Source organism: Mycolicibacter sp. MU0083 (assembly GCF_963378075.1).
Lineage (GTDB): Bacteria > Actinomycetota > Actinomycetes > Mycobacteriales > Mycobacteriaceae > Mycobacterium > Mycobacterium kokjensenii.
This window is the reverse complement of sequence record NZ_OY726394.1, coordinates 3,106,715-3,122,711: the sequence shown is the minus strand read 5'-3', so window position 1 is coordinate 3,122,711 and position 15,997 is coordinate 3,106,715. Positions and strand designations below refer to the sequence as shown.

Genomic DNA, 15,997 nt, shown 5'->3' with positions numbered 1-15,997 from the left:
CGTGCGATGATTCGCACGTCATGACCGCGCCGATCTGGATGGCGTCTCCTCCCGAGATCCATTCGAGCCTGTTGGCGGCCGGCCCCGGGGCCGGACCGCTGCTGGCGTCGGCATCGGCGTGGACGGCGTTGAGTGCCGAATACGGCGCGGTCGCCGACGAGATGACCGCGGTGTTGGGTGCTGTGCAGGCGGGGGCGTGGCAGGGGCCGGCGGCCGAGGCATACGTGGCCGCCCACCTGCCCTACCTGGCCTGGCTGGTGCAGGCCGGTATCGCCGGCGCGATCACCGCGGCCGGGCAGCAGACCGCGGCGGCCGCCTATACGGCCGCGCTGGCGGCGATGCCGACGATGGCGGAGTTGGTGGCCAACCACACCACCCACGCGGTCCTGGTGGCCACCAATTTCTTCGGGGTGAACACCATCCCGATCACGCTCAACGAGGCCGACTACGGCCGGATGTGGCTGCAGGCCGCCACCGTGATGGCCACCTATCAAGCCGTGGCGGGGACCGCGGTGGCGTCCAGCCCGCAGTCGGTCGCGGCACCGCAGATCGTCACGGCCGGGTCGGCCGACGCGAGCGCACCGTCGCTGCCCCCGGACCGGCAGAACGACATCATGGAATGGCTGCAGAACAGCGGCTACAACGACTTCTTCAACGACGTGCTGCAGCCGATGATCACCGCGTTGTCGAACAACCCCTACCTGCAGTCGATCTTTGCCGGCTTCGACCCCTGGCTGACGTTGACCGGTAATCCGCTCAGCTTCTTGAGCCCCTACAACATCGCGTTCGCGCTCGGGTACCCGATGGATTTCGGATCGTTCGCCGCCTACCTGTCGCAGACGTTCGCGTTCATCGGCGCGGATCTGACCGCGGCGTTCGCCTCCGGCAATCCCGGCACCATCGCCTCGACGCTGCTGTTCACCGCCGTCGAGGCCGTCGGCACCATCATCACCGACGTGATCGCCCTGCTCAAGACGTTGCTGGAGCAGGCGGTGGTGCTGATCCCGATGGTGCTGCCGATGCTGACCACCGCCCTGGCGCCGCTGGCGGCGGCCCCGTTGACCGGTCTGGCCGGACTGTCGGGTCTGGCCGCCCTGCACGCCGTACCGGTCCCGGCGGCCCCGGTGGTGCCCCCGCCGTTCGCCGGGGTGACGGTCACGCCCACCCCGCCGGCGCCGGTACCGGCGCCCGCGCCCGCCGCGGCGCCGATGCCGGCCCCGCCGCCGGCGCCACCCGGCGTCGCACCCCCGCCACCGCCGGCGCCGCCGCTGGCCCCGGTGGACGGACTGGCCGCGATGTACCTGGTCGCCGGTCTGAGCCGGCAGGCCCGCCGGCCGGCCGGCACCGCCGCCCGACGCCGTCGGGCACCCGAACCCGACCGGGATGCGGTCCCGGCGCCTACGGTGCCCGTCGAGGCGCCGGCCCGGGTTCGTCGGCGACGGCGCGCCAAGGCCGGCATGCTCGGCCGCGGCTACGAATACATGGATCTGGAGGACGGAGATGCCGGGACACCGGCACCCGGCGGGCTCACCGCGCTGGCCGGGGATTCCTTCGGCGGTGCCGCCGGCGTACCGATGACGCCGGGTACCTGGACACCTGAATAGCACGTGCCGCACCGCGGACGTGCGATAATGCCCGGGTACGGCAACGATGGTGCAGGAAGCCGGTGTGAATCCGGCACGGTCCCGCCACTGTGATCGGGGAGCGACCCTCAAACGCCACGGCTCGAACAGGGCTGGAAGGTGAGGCGAGCGTTGATCCGAGAGTCAGGACACTCACATCGTCGCATCCTGCGACCCGGGGCGGTGTACCCCGAGAGAGCTGACCAGCACCCATGTATCGCATTCCCGGGGTGGCATCCGGCGGTCCGTCATGACCGCACCGATCTGGATGGCCGACCCCCCTGAAGTTCATTCGACGCTGCTATCGGCCGGCCCCGGGCCCGGCCCGTTGTTGTCCTCGGCGGCGGCCTGGAGCGCGCTGAGCACCGAATATGCCGAGATCGCCGACGAGTTGACGGCGGTGCTCGGCGCGGTGCAGGCGGGATCGTGGCAGGGTCCGTCCGCCGAGTCGTTCGTGGCCGCCAACGCCCCCTACCTGGCGTGGCTGCTGCGGGCGGTCGCCAACAGTGCGGCCACCGCCGCTCAGCACGAGACGGCCGCCGCCGGTTACACCGCGGCGCTGGCGGCGATGCCGACCATGGCCGAACTGGTCGCCAACCATGTGACCCACGGGGTGCTGGTGGGCACGAACTTCTTCGGGATCAACACGATCCCGATCGCGCTGAACGAGGCCGACTATGCGCGGATGTGGGCGCAGGCCGCCACCGTGATGGCCACCTATCAGGCGGTGGCCGGTTCGGCGATGGCCTCGGCGGCCGCGGCCCGCACCGAACCCGCGCCCATGGTGCTCAAGACCCCGGGCAGCGCCGAGGAGACCGCGCCGCCGGAGCCGCCGCAGTGGTTCCTCGATTTCGTCAAATGGGCCGAAGGGCTGGTCCCGCATCCGCCCTACCCCGACAGCAGCCAGTACCCGCTCTACATGGAGCTGCAGGAGTTCTTCAACAAGATCGGTTTCACCGGAATCGCGGACCCGCTCGCGGACTTCTTCGCGGGCCTGCAGGGCGGCTCGTCGCTGCTGCCGCCGTGGGGTGTTCCGGGCTCCTGGCTGGGTTGGACCGGAAACCCGTTGAGCTACTTCAACCCCGGAAGCCTGGCGTACATCTTCTCGGTGCCGCTGGACCCGGGCTCGTACTTCGCGTTCACCAGCATCGTCATCATCGACGACCTGCTGGCGATCATGTACACCGCGTTGTTCAATCCCCAGGGGCTCGGGCTGGTCGTCCCGTTGGCGATCGTCGAGATCATCGGCTCCACGATCGGCAACACCATCCAGGCGATGAACTACCTGATCACCCAGACCGCACTGCTGCCGGCGCTGTTGTCCGGTGTTGCGGCCAGCACCGTGCTGGCTCCAGCCGGGGTGATCGGGGGCCTGGGCATCGGGGCGATGGCGCATCACGCGCTCGCGACGCCGGTGCCGCCGGCTCCGCCGCCGCCCGGGCTGGCGATGGCTCAACCGCCGGCCCCGGCTCCTGCGCCGGCCCCCGCCCCGGCGCCGGCTCCCGCGCCGCCCCCGCACCGGCCGCCGCCGCCCCACCGCCACCCGGTGCACCGCCGCCGACCCCGGCCGGGCCGCCGTCGGTCACCATGCCGGCCTACATGTACATGGTCGGAGGCCTGGACATGGGTGCGCGGCGCGGCTCGGGCACCAGTTCCCGCAAGAAGGCGGCGCCGAAACCGGCCGCTGCCGCTGAACCGGCCGCCGAAGCCGCCGAGGAGCAGGTGGCCAAACGCCGGCGACGGAGGGCCAAGGTCACCATGCTCGGGCGCGGTCACGAATACATGGACCTGGACCAGGAGTTGGTGCCGGACCTGGCCGGGGCGGTCGCCTCGAGCCGGGGCGCGGGATCGGGTGGTTTCGCCGGCGGCACCCACCGGGTCGCGGCGGCGCGGCCCGGCGGGCTGACCGCGATCGCCGACGACGGATTCGGTGGCGGCGCGGTGAGCCCGATGATGCCGAACACCTGGCCGGCCGAAGGGGAGTAGCGGAGCCGGGGCGCGGTCTCGACGGCCGCGCCCCGCCGCACCCGCTCAGCCGCCGCAGCGTATCTGGTTGCCGCTGCGGTCCAGCGGGTCGGGCCCCAGGCTCAGGAACTTCTCGCGCAGCTTGTCCCACAACTCCAGCTGACCCCACTCGGGTTCGTCACGCATCTGCTGGTCGTTGGTGAGGAACGGGTTGGGCAGCATGATCGTCATCATCTGCTCGTCGCGGCCGTTGTACAGGCGCACGCCCCAGGACTGCGCGTTGCCGTCCTTGCCGATCCGGCGGTACAGCTCGGCGCGGGTACAGCGGCGGATCCGGCCCAGTTCGGAGCCGCTGGCGCGGTGCTTGCCGATGCACAGGTGGAAGTGCCAGCGGCCGAAGTCGATGGTGGCGTAGCCGTCGAGCATGGAGATCTTGCGCGGCGCGTTGGGGGCGGCCACCTCCCAGGCGGCGCCCTGCATGATGATGCCGAACCAGATCTCGTCCCAGTACTCGTCGAAGCACAGGTGCAACAGATCGAGCAGGCTCTGCTGATCGGTCGGCAGCGGCCAGAGCTGTTCGCGGCCGCGGTCTTCGGTGTCGACGATCGGCGGATCGGCGACGACGGTGGCGGTGTTCTCGGACATGGAAATCCTTTCCTCTAGGGGTTCTGGCGGACCTGGGGCTTGCGGGTCAGTGCGCAGTCGCCGCACAGTCCGCTGCCGGGTGTTCGGTAGAACAGGCAGCAGCTGGTCCGGCGATAATTGGTTCCGGAATCATTGAAACGTACTGTGCCGGAGAGTCGTTCGTCTTTACACAGGGTTCGCGCGAGTTCCCAGCTCGGCTCGGTCACCAGCTCGCCACCGTGATAGCGGTGCAGGGCACGGGCTGCACCCAGTGCGGCGACGGCGACGTTGCCGTCCAAGAGGCGCTGCGAGATCGGGCCGAGCCGTCGCACCGCATCGGCCAGCGGCGCCAGATGTTCGCCCAAGACCATGTCGGCCAGTGCCGATTCCAGATCGCCGGTGGCCGACGATCCCTGCCAGGCCACCGGATGCGGCAGATGCAGTCGCACCGTCCCGCCGGATTCGGCGTACCAGAGCTGGTCGGGGTCCAGATCCACCAGCAGGCCGTGTTCGGTCAGTCCGCCCATGCCGATGGACCACAGTCGCGCCGCGTACCCCAGGTAGAACGTCGACACCGCGACGCGCAGATCGGGTGCCCCGATGCGTTCTCCGACGTGCGCCACCGCGCCGGCGAGCGCATCGTCATCGGTGTAGAGCCGGGTCACCGGGCACCAGTCGGCGCCGTCGGCGGCCCCGGTCGACACCGCGAAATACGAACTGACATCGCAGAGTTCGGTCAGCGCCGCGGCCGTCTGCGCCTCCGGTGCGCAGCGGTGCGGGGTAGCCGGCAGCGTCCGCAGGAGCTGTGGCAGGTCACGCAGTGCGGTGACCCGGTTGCCGGTCGCGGTACGCACCGTGACAGCGTCGGAATCCGTTGCGGTCAAGACCGTTTCGGCTGAATCCGCGGTGACCCACCCCTCCCGGGAGACGATCCGGGCCAGCGCGGACCGCAGCGGTTCGGGGGCCTGGATACGCGCGGTACGGCCGGCACCGTTCTCGACGACGGTGAACACGCCGCTGGCCGGGTCGAACCGCAGCGCCTCATTGCCGAACATCTCACCGATGCGCCCGGACAACATCAACTCCTCACCAACCGTGTCGACCAGAGTCCCGGCCGGATCCATCAACCACACCCGGTCGGCGACCCGCAGCGCCAATTCCAGGTCATGGGTGCTCAGCACCACCGCCAACCGCTGATCGCGGGCCAGCTCGCGCAGCAGCCCGAACAGCGCGGCCCGGGACGACACGTCCAAGAACGCGGTCGGTTCGTCGAGGATCAGCAGCCCCGGTTGCTGGGCCAGTGCGCGCGCGGTCAGCACCCGCTGGCATTCGCCGTCGGACAATTCGGCGGCCGGCCGCGCCGCCAGATGCTGCGCCCCGGTGGCCTGCAACGCCCAGTCGACGATCCGTTCGTCGGCGGGTTGCAGCCGCGCGCCCAGGCCGAGATGCGGAATCCGGCCCAGCCCCACCAGTTCCCGCGCCGACAGCAGACCCGGGTCGATCCGCTCGGTCAGCACCACCGCGACCCGGCGGGCCAGCTCGTCACGCGGCAGCGCGGTCAGGTCGGCACCGTCGAGCAGTACCCGCCCGCCCAGGGCGGGCTGCAACCCGGCCAGGGTGCGGATCAACGTGGACTTGCCCGCCCCGTTGGGGCCGATCAGCACGGTCAACTCGCCGCGGCGGGCCCGGGCGGCCAGCCCGGACGCCACCGTCTTCGCTCGACGCCGGCTGCGGTAGCCGATCGCCAGATCGGCCACTTCCACCGCGGGGGTCGGCTGGTTCACGACGGCAGCCCCGATCCGCGGCGGGCCCGCAACAGCACGGTGATCACCACCGGTGCGCCGACCAGCGCGGTGACCGCGTTGATCGGGACCACCAGATCACTGGCCGGCACCTGGCTGACGATGCCGCAGCCCAGCGCCGCCGCCGCACCCAGCAACATCACCGCCGGCACCACCACCCGGTGATCGGAGGTGCCCATCAGGATGCGGGCCACGTGCGGCACCACCAGGCCCAGGAAGGCGATCGGCCCGCAGAACGCGGTCGTCACCCCGGCCAGCAACGACGCCGAGATGACCGTGACCACCCGCGCCCGGTGCACGTTGATGCCCATCGTGGCCGCGTAACTCTCCCCGAGCAGCAGGGCGTTGAGCGGGCGGATGGTCAGCGCCGCGGTCATCAGCCCGAGAGCCACCAGCGGCAGCAGCAGTCGCAGGTCGGCCCAGCCGGTGCCGGCGAAACTACCGAGGCCCCACAGCAGATATTGCTGCACGCGCTGCGGATCGGAGTACACCATCGCCAGGCTCACCAGTGCCGTGCTGGCCGCACCGATCATCACCCCGATCAGCAGCAGGGTCGCCGCCGAGCGGGTGAACCGGGACAGCACCAGCACCAGGGTGAGCATCGCCGCCGCACCCGCGGCCGCCGCGACCACCTCCGCCGCGCGCCCGGTACCGGCCACCGCGGTGGTGAACCCGCCACCGGCCGCGCCGCCGAACAGCACCACCGCCGCGACCCCGAGGCTGGCCCCGGAACTGACACCCAGAATGTAGGGATCGGCCAGGGTGTTGCGGAACAGGGTCTGCAGCTGCAGCCCGGCGACCCCGAGCGCGGCACCGGCGGCCAGTGCGGTGAGCACCCGGGGAAGGCGCATATTCGACACGATCACCTGCCAGCGCGGGTCCGACGCCGCACCGCCCAGCAGTATCCGCACGGTGTCGGCCACCGGCACCCGCACCGGGCCCAGCACCAGCCCCAGCAGGACCAGCGCCACCACCGCGACGGCCAGCGCGGTCAACACCCACGCGGCACGTGACCTCACGACGGCACCTGCCGGTAGAACTCGAAGTCGTGCCCGACGCCCAGGTCGGGATGCAGGATCGCCACCAGGTCCCCGAGCAGCAGATCCGGTCGCGCGGTGCCGCGCTCCCAGTACAGATTGCCGCCGCCGGGCGTCATGGCCTTGGTCGCCGACCAGACCTGCCCGCTGCGCACCGCGGTCAGTTCGCCGTAACGACTGTCCCGGGCCACCGCGTCACCGCGCGTCTGCCAGTCATCGGTCACCAGCCACAGCGGCGCGGTCCCGGCCCGGGCGTAGACGGATTCGAAGTTCAGCTGCAGGTTCTCGGCGCCGGTCTCCGCCAGCCACGGATAGCGCCCGCCGGCGTCGGCCACCAGCCGCCCCGAGTAGCTGTCCCCGGTGGGCATCGACCAGGTGCCCGAATACATGGTGCCGACCAGTACGTCGACGGGGTCGGCGTCCGCGGCCCGGGCGGCCAGGGTCCGGTAGCTGTCGCGGACGGACGCATAGGCCTGCGCGGCCCGCCGTTCGGTGCCGGTCAATGCGGCGAACATCTTGATCCACTCGGCCCGGCCCAGCGGAGTGGTCTCCAGCCATTCGGCGTCGGCCACCACCGGCAGGCCCGCCTCGCGCAGTTTGGGGTACCCGGGATCATCCATGCCCTCGGTGACCAGCACGTCGGGCCCGGCCGCCAGCACACTCTCGATGTTGAGCTGGCCGCCCGAGGCGTAACCGACGGTGGCCCCGGAATCGATATTGGCGCGGATGGCCGGATCGGCGACCGCGGCGGGGTTGGCCACCCCGGTGACCACGTCGGCCCGGCCGAGTTCGCCGATCATCGCCAGATGGGTGGTCGAGCCGGAATACAGGCCGCGGACCGGGATCGTGACCCGTTGGGCGTGGGCCAGTTCGCCGTCCAGTTGCGGCGCCGGCGCCCCGCAGCGCACCAACACATAGGAGACCGGTTTGCCGCCGTGATAGGGCCGGTGCACGGTCAGAACCTGGTAGCTGCGGTGGTAGTCGAGGCTGAAGTTGGTGGCTTCGGTCAGCGTCGACTTGTCCGGAAAGTAGTCGACGCCGGGGTCGAAGTCGGTGATGCAGTCGTCCCGCGCGGTCGCGGTCTGCGAGGAGGGATCGCCGGAGCAGCCGGCCAGGACTGTGGCCAGCGCCAACAGCAGTGCGGGTACTACCCGCAGCGCACGCGACATGGGCGTGTGTCAGCCTCCTCGGGGTACACCGCCCCGGTACGCAGGACGCGCTGACGTGAGTCTCCTGGCTCTCGGATCACTGCTCGCCCCGCCTTCCAGCCCCACAGATGGCGGGCCGTGGCTGATGGGGGTCGCTCCCCGATGACAGTGGCGGGACCGCGCCGGATTTCCACCGGCTTCCTCAATCGTCATCGCCTTACCGGCGATATTCTCGCACGCCGTGCTGGGCTAGGCTGGCGGCCGTCTCGTGGTGTCAGGAACCCGGTGTAATTCCCAGATGAATCCGGGGCGGTTCCGCCACTGTGAGGGGCGCATCGGGCCGGCATCGCCGGCGCTACGTGCTCTAAGCCAGATACGGCCACGAGTCATCCGACGACGAGGGGCGAGAACCCCGAGGAGGCCCGATGCCCGAGGCACGCCGTATCGCGTTGCTGTCCACATCCGACACCGACCTGCTGTCCGCGCGGGCCAGCGGTGCGGCATACCGGCTGGGGAACCCGGCACGCCACGACATCGCCCCACTGGTGGACGGCGTCGACGTGGTGGTGCTGCGGATCCTGGGCTCCTCGGCGGAGATCGCCGACGAGCTGACGCTGCTGCGGGCCACCGGGCTGCCGTTGGTGGTGCTCGGCGGGGAGCGCGCACCCAACGCCGAACTGATGGAGTGCTCCACGGTCCCGATCGGGTTGGCCGCCCAGGCACACGCCTATCTGGCCGAGGGCGGACCGGCCAACCTGGCGCAGCTGCACGCGTTCCTGTGCGACACGGTGCTGCTGACCGGCGAGGGCTTCGACGAGCCCGCGGTGATCCCGGAGTGGGGATTCGCGGACCGGGCGCCGGTCGATGCTCCCGATGCGGTGCGGGTCGGGGTGCTCTACTACCGGGCGCACGAGGTCAGCGGCAACGCGCGCTTCGCGCATGCGCTGGCCGACGCCATCGACGCCACCGGCCGGGCGGTCGGCGTGCCGATCTTTGCCGCATCGCTGCGCAACGCGCCCGACGAACTGTTCGCCGCACTGGGCGGGCTCGACGCGGTGGTGGTCTGCATGCTCGCGGCCGGCGGGGCGATGAACGCCACCGCCACCGTCGGTGCCGGCGACGACGACGGCGCCTGGGACATCGAACGGGTCGCCGCCCTGGACATCCCGGTGTTCCAGGGCCTGTGTCTGGCCTCGTCGCGGTCGGACTGGGAGGCCAACGACGACGGCGTCACCCCGCTGGACTCGGCCACCCAGATCGCCATCCCGGAGTTCGACGGCCGGATCATCACCGTCCCGTTCTCCTTCAAGGAGATCGACGACGACGGGCTGCCGCAGTACCTCGCCGACCCCGAACGCTGCGCCCGGGTCGCCGGCGTCGTGGTGAACCACGCCGTGTTGCGCCGCATCCCGAACGCGCAGAAGAAGCTGGCCCTGGTGCTCTCGGCCTACCCGACCAAGCATTCCCGGGTGGGCAACGCCGTCGGGCTCGACACCCCGGTGTCGGCCGTGCGGCTGCTGCACCGGCTGGCGGCCGAGGGCTACGACGTCGGGGACGGCTTCGGGGTGCTCGGCGTCGCAGATGAGACCCAGGCCGGCGACCGGCTGATCCACACCCTGATCGAAGCCGGTGGCCAGGACGAGGACTGGCTGTCCGCCGCGCAGCTCGACGGCGCCCAGGTGCGGGTCACCGCCGCGCAGTACGCGCAGTGGACCGCGGAGCTGCCCGACGACCTGCGTGACGCCATGGCCACCGCGTGGGGGCCGGCGCCGGGGAAGTTGTTCGTCAACGATGCCGGTGACATCGTGCTGGCGGCACTGCAATCCGGCAACGTCGTGCTGATGATCCAGCCGCCCCGCGGATTCGGGGAGAACCCGGTGGCGATCTACCACGACCCGGAACTGCCGCCCAGCCACCACTACCTGGCCGCCTACCGGTGGCTGGCGCACGGCTTCGGCGCCCATGCGGTGATCCACCTGGGCAAGCACGGCTCGATGGAATGGCTGCCCGGCAAGACGGCGGCGCTGTCGGCGTCGTGCGCCACCGACGCCATGATCGCCGACCTGCCGCTGATCTACCCGTTCCTGGTCAACGACCCCGGTGAGGGCGCGCAGGCCAAACGGCGGGCGCACGCGACCATCGTCGACCACCTGATCCCGCCGATGGCGCGCGCGGAGTCCTACGGCGACATCGCGCGCCTGGAACAACTGCTCGACGAGTACGGCAACATCGCGACCATGGACCCGGCGAAGCTGCCGGCGATCCGCGGCGAGATCTGGAACCTGATGCGCGCCGCGGAGATGCACCGCGACCTGGGCCTCGACGAGCGTCCCGAGGATGAGGAGTTCGACGACTTCCTGCTGCACGTCGACGGCTGGCTCTGCGAGATCAAGGACGCCCAGATCCGCGACGGCCTGCATGTGCTCGGCGGCGCACCGGCCGGTGACGCCCGGGTCAACCTGGTGCTGGCGATCCTGCGGGCACCGCAGGTGTGGGGCGGGGTGGACCACGCGGTGCCGGGCCTGCGGGCCGCGCTGGGGCTCAAAGACGAGGCCCCGGTGGCCGTCGTCGACGAGATCGAGGACGCCGCGCGGGCACTGGTGGAGGGCATGGAGGCCGCCGGCTGGGACGTCGCTGCCGCCGACAGTGCCCATCCCGACCCCGAAGTGTGCCGGGTGCTGAGATTCGCCGCCACCGAGGTGGTCCCGCGTCTGGCCGGCACGTCATCGGAGTTGGACGCGGTGCTGCACGCCCTGGCCGGCGGATTCGTGCGGCCCGGCCCGTCCGGGTCACCGCTGCGCGGGCTGGTCAACGTGCTGCCGACGGGACGCAACTTCTACACCGTCGACCCGCGTGCGGTGCCGTCGCGCCTGGCCTGGCAGACCGGGCAGGCGATGGCCGACTCGCTGGTGCGGCGCTACCTCGACGACACCGGCGGCTACCCGGAGTCGGTCGGACTGTCGGTGTGGGGGACCTCGGCGATGCGCACCTCCGGCGACGACATCGCCGAAGTGCTCGCACTGCTCGGGGTGCGCCCGGAATGGGATGAGGCATCGCGGCGGGTGTCCGGGCTGGCGGTGATCTCCCCGGAAGAGCTGGGCCGGCCCAGAATCGATGTGACGGTGCGGATCTCGGGCTTCTTCCGGGACGCCTTCCCGCACGTGGTGTCGATGCTCGACGACGCGGTGGCGATGGTGGCGAGCCTGGATGAGCCCGACGAGACCAACTTCGTCGCCGCGCACGCCCGCGCCGATCTGGCGGAGCACGGCGACCTGCGCCGCGCCACCACCCGGATCTTCGGATCGGCCCCCGGTTCCTACGGCGCCGGGATCCTGCAGGTGATCGAATCCGGGACCTGGCGTGACGACAAGGACCTCGCCGAGGTGTACACCGCGTGGGGCGGGTTCGCCTACGGGCGCGGCCTGGACGGTGCGTCGGCCGCCGATGACATGCGGACCAACTACCGCCGGATCAAGGTGGCCGCCAAGAACATCGACACCCGCGAACACGACATCGCCGACTCCGACGACTACTTCGTCTATCACGGCGGCATGATCGCGACCGTGCGCGCGCTGACCGGCGCCGACCCGAAAGCCTATGTCGGGGATTCGACGTCGACCGATGCCGTCCGAACCCGCACGCTGGCCGAGGAGACCGCCCGGGTGTTCAGGGCCCGGGTGGTCAACCCGCGCTGGATCTCGGCGATGCGCCGGCACGGCTACAAGGGTGCGTTCGAGCTGGCCGCCACCGTCGACTACCTGTTCGGCTTCGACGCCACCGCCGGCGTGGTGCACGACTGGATGTACGAGAAACTGGCCGCCGAATACGTGCTGGACCCGCAGACCCGGGAGTTCCTGGACACCTCCAACCCGTGGGCGTTGCAGGGCATCGTGGAGCGACTCCAAGAGGCCGCCGACCGCGGCCTGTGGGAGAACCCCGATCCGGAGACGCTGGCGGCGCTGCGGCAGGCTTACCTGGAAACGGAAGGCGATCTGGAGGACCGGTGAAGGTCTGGATTCTCGGTGTCGGGATGGGCCCGCAGCACGTGACGGCCGAAGTGGCCGAGGCGCTGCGCGGCGTCGACTACGTCGTGGCACCCGAGAAGTCCTCCGACGACGGTCTGCTGGCGCTGCGGCACGCGATCCTGGCCGCCCACGCCCCGACGGTCCCGGTCGTCGCCGTCGCCGATCCCCGGCGGGACCGGTCCCCGCAGTTGAGTACGGCCGAATACGAGCGTGCCGTCGCCGACTGGCATGCCGCCCGCGCCCGGCGCTACGCCGATGTGCTGGCCGAACGAGGGGGCACGGCGGCGTTTCTGGTCTGGGGTGATCCGTCGCTCTACGATTCGACGATCCGGATCGTGCAGCAGGTGAAAGACCTTGGTGTGCAGCTCGATTACGAAGTGCTGCCCGGGATCAGCGCACCGCAACTGCTGGCCGCCCGGCACGGAATCGTGCTGCACCCGGTGGGCCGTCCGGTGCACATCACCACCGGGCGGCGCCTGGCCGATGCGGTCGCCGATGGCCAGGACAACATCGTCGCGCTGCTCAACCGGGATCTGGGGGACGTGAGCGCGCTGGCGGACTGGACCATCTGGTGGGGAGCCAACCTCGGTGCCACCGGGGAACGGCTGGTCGCCGGCCGGGTCGGTGCGGTTCTCGATCAGATCATCGCCGCCCGCGACGCGACGCAGGACGAGGCGGGCTGGGTGATGGACATCTTCCTGGTGCGCAAACCCTGATGGCGGGCATCCTGATCGCCGGAACCACCAGCGACGCCGGTAAGACCGTGGTCGCCACCGGCGTGTGCCGGGCCCTGGCCCGCCGCGGGGTGCGGGTGGCGCCGTACAAGGCGCAGAACATGTCGAACAACTCCATGGTGGTCGCCGGGGCCGACGGCGCGATGGCGGAAATCGGCCGGGCGCAATGGATCCAGGCCTGCGCGGCACGCGTTGCACCGGAGCCGGCGATGAACCCGGTGCTGCTCAAGCCCGGCAGCGACCAGCGCAGCCACGTGGTGTTGATGGGCCGGCCGTGGGGCAGTTTGTCGTCGTCGAACTGGACCGACGGCCGGGCCGAACTGGCCGCCGGTGCGCACCGGGCCTACGACGAACTCGCCCGCCGCTACGACGTGATCGTCGCCGAAGGCGCCGGCAGCCCGACCGAGATCAATCTGCGCGCAGGCGATTACGTGAACATGGGGCTGGCGCGGCATGCCGGCCTGCCGGTGGTGGTCGTCGGTGACGTGGACCGCGGCGGGGTGTTCGCCGCGTTCTTCGGCACCGTCGCCCTGCTCTCACCGCAGGACCAGGCGCTGGTGGCGGGGTTCATCGTGAACAAGTTCCGGGGGCGGTTGCAGTTGCTGCAGCCCGGTCTGGCGGACCTGGAACGGCTCACCGGCCGGCGGGTGTTCGGCACGCTGCCGTGGCACCCGGAACTGTGGCTGGACTCCGAGGACGCCCTCGACCTGGACGGCCGGCGCTCGGTGCGCACCGCGGCCCGGCGGGTGACGGTGGTCCGGCTGCCGCGGATCAGCAATTTCACCGACCTGGACGCGCTGGGGCTCGAACCCGACCTGGATGTGGTGTTCGCCTCCGATGCGCGCGCGGTGTCGGATGCGGACCTGGTGGTGCTGCCCGGAACCCGGGCCACGATCAGCGATCTGGCCTGGTTGCGTGCGCGCGGCATCGATGCCGCGATCGCCGCACACGTCGCCGCCGGCAAACCCGTGCTGGGGATCTGCGGAGGATTCCAGATGCTCGGGCGGGTGATCGGCGACCCCGACGGGATCGAGGGCACCCCCGGCGAGGTGGCCGGGCTGGGACTGTTGGACGTCGAAACCCGTTTCACCGCAGACAAAGTGCTGCGCCTGCCGACGGGATCCGGGCTGGGTGTGACGGCCACCGGCTACGAGATCCACCACGGGCGGATCACCGTCGGCGACGGGGCGCAGGAGTTCCTCGGCGGTGCGCGCGCCGGGCAGGTCTTCGGCACCATGTGGCACGGCGCGCTGGAGGGCGACGCGCTGCGCGGCGCATTCCTGGCCGAGGCGTTGGGGCTGGCGCCGTCGGGGGTGTCGTTCCCGGCGGCCCGCGAGCGGCGGCTCGACCTGCTCGGCGATCTGGTGGAGGAGCATCTGGACGTCGACGCCCTGCTGGATCTGGCGGTCGGCGGGCCGCCGCCGGAGTTGCCGTTCCTGGCGCCGGGGGCACCCTGATGCGTCTGCTGCTGCTCGGCGGCACCGCCGAGGCCCGAGCCCTGGCCGACCGGCTGGTGGCCGCGGGCGTCGCCGTCATGACCTCACTGGCCGGGCGGGTCGCCGACCCCCGGCTACCGGTCGGGCAGGTCCGCATCGGCGGTTTCGGGGGCATCGAGGGCCTGCGTGCCGCATTGGCCGACTACGACGCCGTCGTCGACGCCACCCACCCGTTCGCGACGACGATGTCGGCCAATGCCGCCGCGGCGTGCGCCGATGCCGGGGTGCCGTTGCTTCGGCTGGAGCGGCCCGGCTGGTCGGACCGGTCCCGGCCGTCCTGGCATTGGGTCGATTCCCATGCCGACGCCGCGCGGCTCGCGCACCGGCTGGGCCGGCGGCCGGTGCTGACCATCGGGCGTCAGCACCTCGCGGAATACCTGCCGGTGCTGTCCGACGCCGCGGTGCTGGCCCGGGTCGTGGAGGCACCGTCGATCGCGGTGCCGCCGGGCTGGTCGGTGATCCGCGACCGCGGGCCCTACGCGCTGGCGGGGGAGCTCACGCTGCTGCGCGAGCACCGCGCCGACGTCGTCGTCACCAAGGATTCCGGGGGCGAGTACACCTGGCCGAAGATGCTGGCCGCCGAAGAACTGGGCGTGCCGGTGGTGATCGTGCGGCGGCCGGCCCGGCCGGCGGGCGTGCGGACGGTGCACGACCCCGCGCAGGCGCTGGCCTGGGCGTTAACCGGCGACTGACGCGAACTGCAGGGCGGCGCCGGCGACCAGCAGCGCGGACACCTTGACCACTTCCAGTCCGGCGTAGGCGTAGTGGGCTCGCGAGCGTTCGATCATCCCGGCGGCCGGCGCGGTCTGTGCGGCCAGCACCGCATCGGAGCGCCGCCGCAGCCGGGGGCGGACCACCAGTGTCTGCACACTCAGCACGGCCACCGCCGCGAGCACCCCGGTCAGGGCGAGGGGTCCCGGCCGGCCGGCGGAGACCGCGACCACCACCACGGTGGCCAGCACGATCTCCACCGCGTTGAGGGCCTGGAACACCAGTCGGCCGATGCCCAGCCCCAGGGGAATGGTGATGCCCGGAGCCCGGAATTTCAGCGGCGCCTCCAGGAACGAGATCGCCAGCACCATGCCCATCCAGGCGAAGACGATCGCAGCCGCGAGAGCGTTCATTCCACCACCTCCAGGTTTATCTGTGTCTGTCGGTAGCAGATAACGTATCTGTGTCATTCGGTAACAGACAAGAGTCTTTAGGCGGTAATCCCGGTCACACGCGGTGGGGCAGACTGGCGGGCGTGATTGTCGAACATGGAGTACTGCCCATCCGTCCGGGAAGCGAAGCCGACTTCGAAGCCGCCTACGCCGAGGCCCGCCCGCTGATCGCCTCCCAACCCGGATTTCTGGGGATCACGATGTCGCGCTCGGTGGAGTCGCCGAACCTGTACCTGCTGCTGGTGCGGTGGGAGAGTGTGGAGGCACACACCGAAGGGTTCCGGAAGTCGCCGGAATTCCCCCGGTGGCGCGAGTTGTTGCACCCGTTCTACGAATCACCGCCGGTGATCGAGCACTTCGTGGATATCGGCTGAGGAGCTG

General features: G+C 71.0%; 12 protein-coding genes, 1 pseudogene and 3 riboswitches. Of the genes and pseudogenes, 8 read left to right on the top strand and 5 right to left on the bottom strand.

What is annotated here, in order from left to right; all coding sequences use genetic code 11:
• Positions 1-20: 20 nt before the first annotated feature.
• The 3 genes and pseudogenes from RCP38_RS14640 to RCP38_RS14630 form a co-directional block, all read left to right on the top strand.
• A complete protein-coding gene (locus tag RCP38_RS14640) occupies positions 21-1,604 on the top strand; it encodes a PPE family protein (protein WP_308477313.1) in 1,584 nt (527 codons plus the stop codon).
• A gap of 10 nt (positions 1,605-1,614) precedes the next feature.
• Positions 1,615-1,797: riboswitch (cobalamin riboswitch) on the top strand.
• A gap of 75 nt (positions 1,798-1,872) precedes the next feature.
• Complete coding sequence (locus tag RCP38_RS14635) at positions 1,873-3,528, top strand: PPE family protein (RefSeq protein WP_308473659.1); 1,656 nt, start codon at positions 1,873-1,875, stop codon at positions 3,526-3,528.
• Positions 3,507-3,608 (top strand): annotated as a pseudogene (locus tag RCP38_RS14630) (PPW family C-terminal domain-containing PPE protein); the annotation flags it as partial. The gene RCP38_RS14635 and the pseudogene RCP38_RS14630, both read left to right, overlap by 22 nt.
• Before the next feature lie 45 nt (positions 3,609-3,653).
• Here the strand turns inward: RCP38_RS14630 and RCP38_RS14625 are convergent.
• The 4 genes from RCP38_RS14625 to RCP38_RS14610 are packed head-to-tail and all read right to left on the bottom strand — an operon-like array spanning position 3,654 to position 8,219.
• Positions 3,654-4,232 (bottom strand): DUF7676 family protein, encoded by a 579-nt coding sequence (locus RCP38_RS14625; RefSeq protein WP_308473658.1) that lies wholly within the window; start codon positions 4,230-4,232, stop codon positions 3,654-3,656.
• 14 nt (positions 4,233-4,246) lie between these two features.
• Entirely contained in the window at positions 4,247-5,995 is a 1,749-nt protein-coding gene (locus RCP38_RS14620) for an ATP-binding cassette domain-containing protein (protein WP_308473657.1), read from the bottom strand.
• A complete protein-coding gene (locus tag RCP38_RS14615; RefSeq protein WP_308473656.1) occupies positions 5,992-7,032 on the bottom strand; it encodes an iron ABC transporter permease in 1,041 nt (346 codons plus the stop codon). The genes RCP38_RS14620 and RCP38_RS14615 overlap by 4 nt, the downstream gene beginning before the upstream one ends.
• Positions 7,029-8,219 (bottom strand): ABC transporter substrate-binding protein, encoded by a 1,191-nt coding sequence (locus RCP38_RS14610; protein ID WP_308473655.1) that lies wholly within the window; start codon positions 8,217-8,219, stop codon positions 7,029-7,031. The genes RCP38_RS14615 and RCP38_RS14610 overlap by 4 nt, the downstream gene beginning before the upstream one ends.
• A 37-nt stretch (positions 8,220-8,256) precedes the next feature.
• Positions 8,257-8,447: riboswitch (cobalamin riboswitch) on the bottom strand.
• A gap of 3 nt (positions 8,448-8,450) precedes the next feature.
• A riboswitch (cobalamin riboswitch) is annotated at positions 8,451-8,596 on the top strand.
• A 27-nt stretch (positions 8,597-8,623) separates the two neighbouring features.
• Here RCP38_RS14610 and cobN point away from each other — a divergent pair.
• The 4 genes from cobN to RCP38_RS14590 are packed head-to-tail and all read left to right on the top strand — an operon-like array spanning position 8,624 to position 15,145.
• Positions 8,624-12,205 (top strand): cobaltochelatase subunit CobN, encoded by a 3,582-nt coding sequence (cobN, locus tag RCP38_RS14605; RefSeq protein WP_308473654.1) that lies wholly within the window; start codon positions 8,624-8,626, stop codon positions 12,203-12,205.
• Positions 12,202-12,939 carry a precorrin-6A synthase (deacetylating) gene (gene cobF, locus RCP38_RS14600; protein WP_308473653.1) on the top strand — a complete coding sequence of 246 codons (738 nt, stop codon included), beginning with the start codon at positions 12,202-12,204 and terminating at the stop codon, positions 12,937-12,939. The genes cobN and cobF overlap by 4 nt, the downstream gene beginning before the upstream one ends.
• The gene (locus RCP38_RS14595) at positions 12,939-14,414 is read left to right on the top strand and encodes a cobyric acid synthase (protein WP_308473652.1); all 1,476 of its coding nucleotides are present in this window, start codon (positions 12,939-12,941) and stop codon (positions 14,412-14,414) included. The genes cobF and RCP38_RS14595 overlap by 1 nt, the downstream gene beginning before the upstream one ends.
• Positions 14,414-15,145, top strand: a complete 732-nt coding sequence (locus RCP38_RS14590; RefSeq protein WP_308473651.1) for a cobalt-precorrin-6A reductase — start codon at positions 14,414-14,416, stop codon at positions 15,143-15,145. The genes RCP38_RS14595 and RCP38_RS14590 overlap by 1 nt, the downstream gene beginning before the upstream one ends.
• Here RCP38_RS14590 and RCP38_RS14585 read toward each other — a convergent pair.
• Positions 15,131-15,577 carry a hypothetical protein gene (locus tag RCP38_RS14585; RefSeq protein WP_308473650.1) on the bottom strand — a complete coding sequence of 149 codons (447 nt, stop codon included), beginning with the start codon at positions 15,575-15,577 and terminating at the stop codon, positions 15,131-15,133. The genes RCP38_RS14590 and RCP38_RS14585 overlap by 15 nt on opposite strands.
• Positions 15,578-15,699: 122 nt before the next feature.
• On the opposite strand from RCP38_RS14585, the gene RCP38_RS14580 reads away from it, so the two are divergent.
• A complete protein-coding gene (locus tag RCP38_RS14580; RefSeq protein WP_308473649.1) occupies positions 15,700-15,990 on the top strand; it encodes an antibiotic biosynthesis monooxygenase family protein in 291 nt (96 codons plus the stop codon).
• The last annotated feature ends 7 nt before the right edge of the window (positions 15,991-15,997 follow it).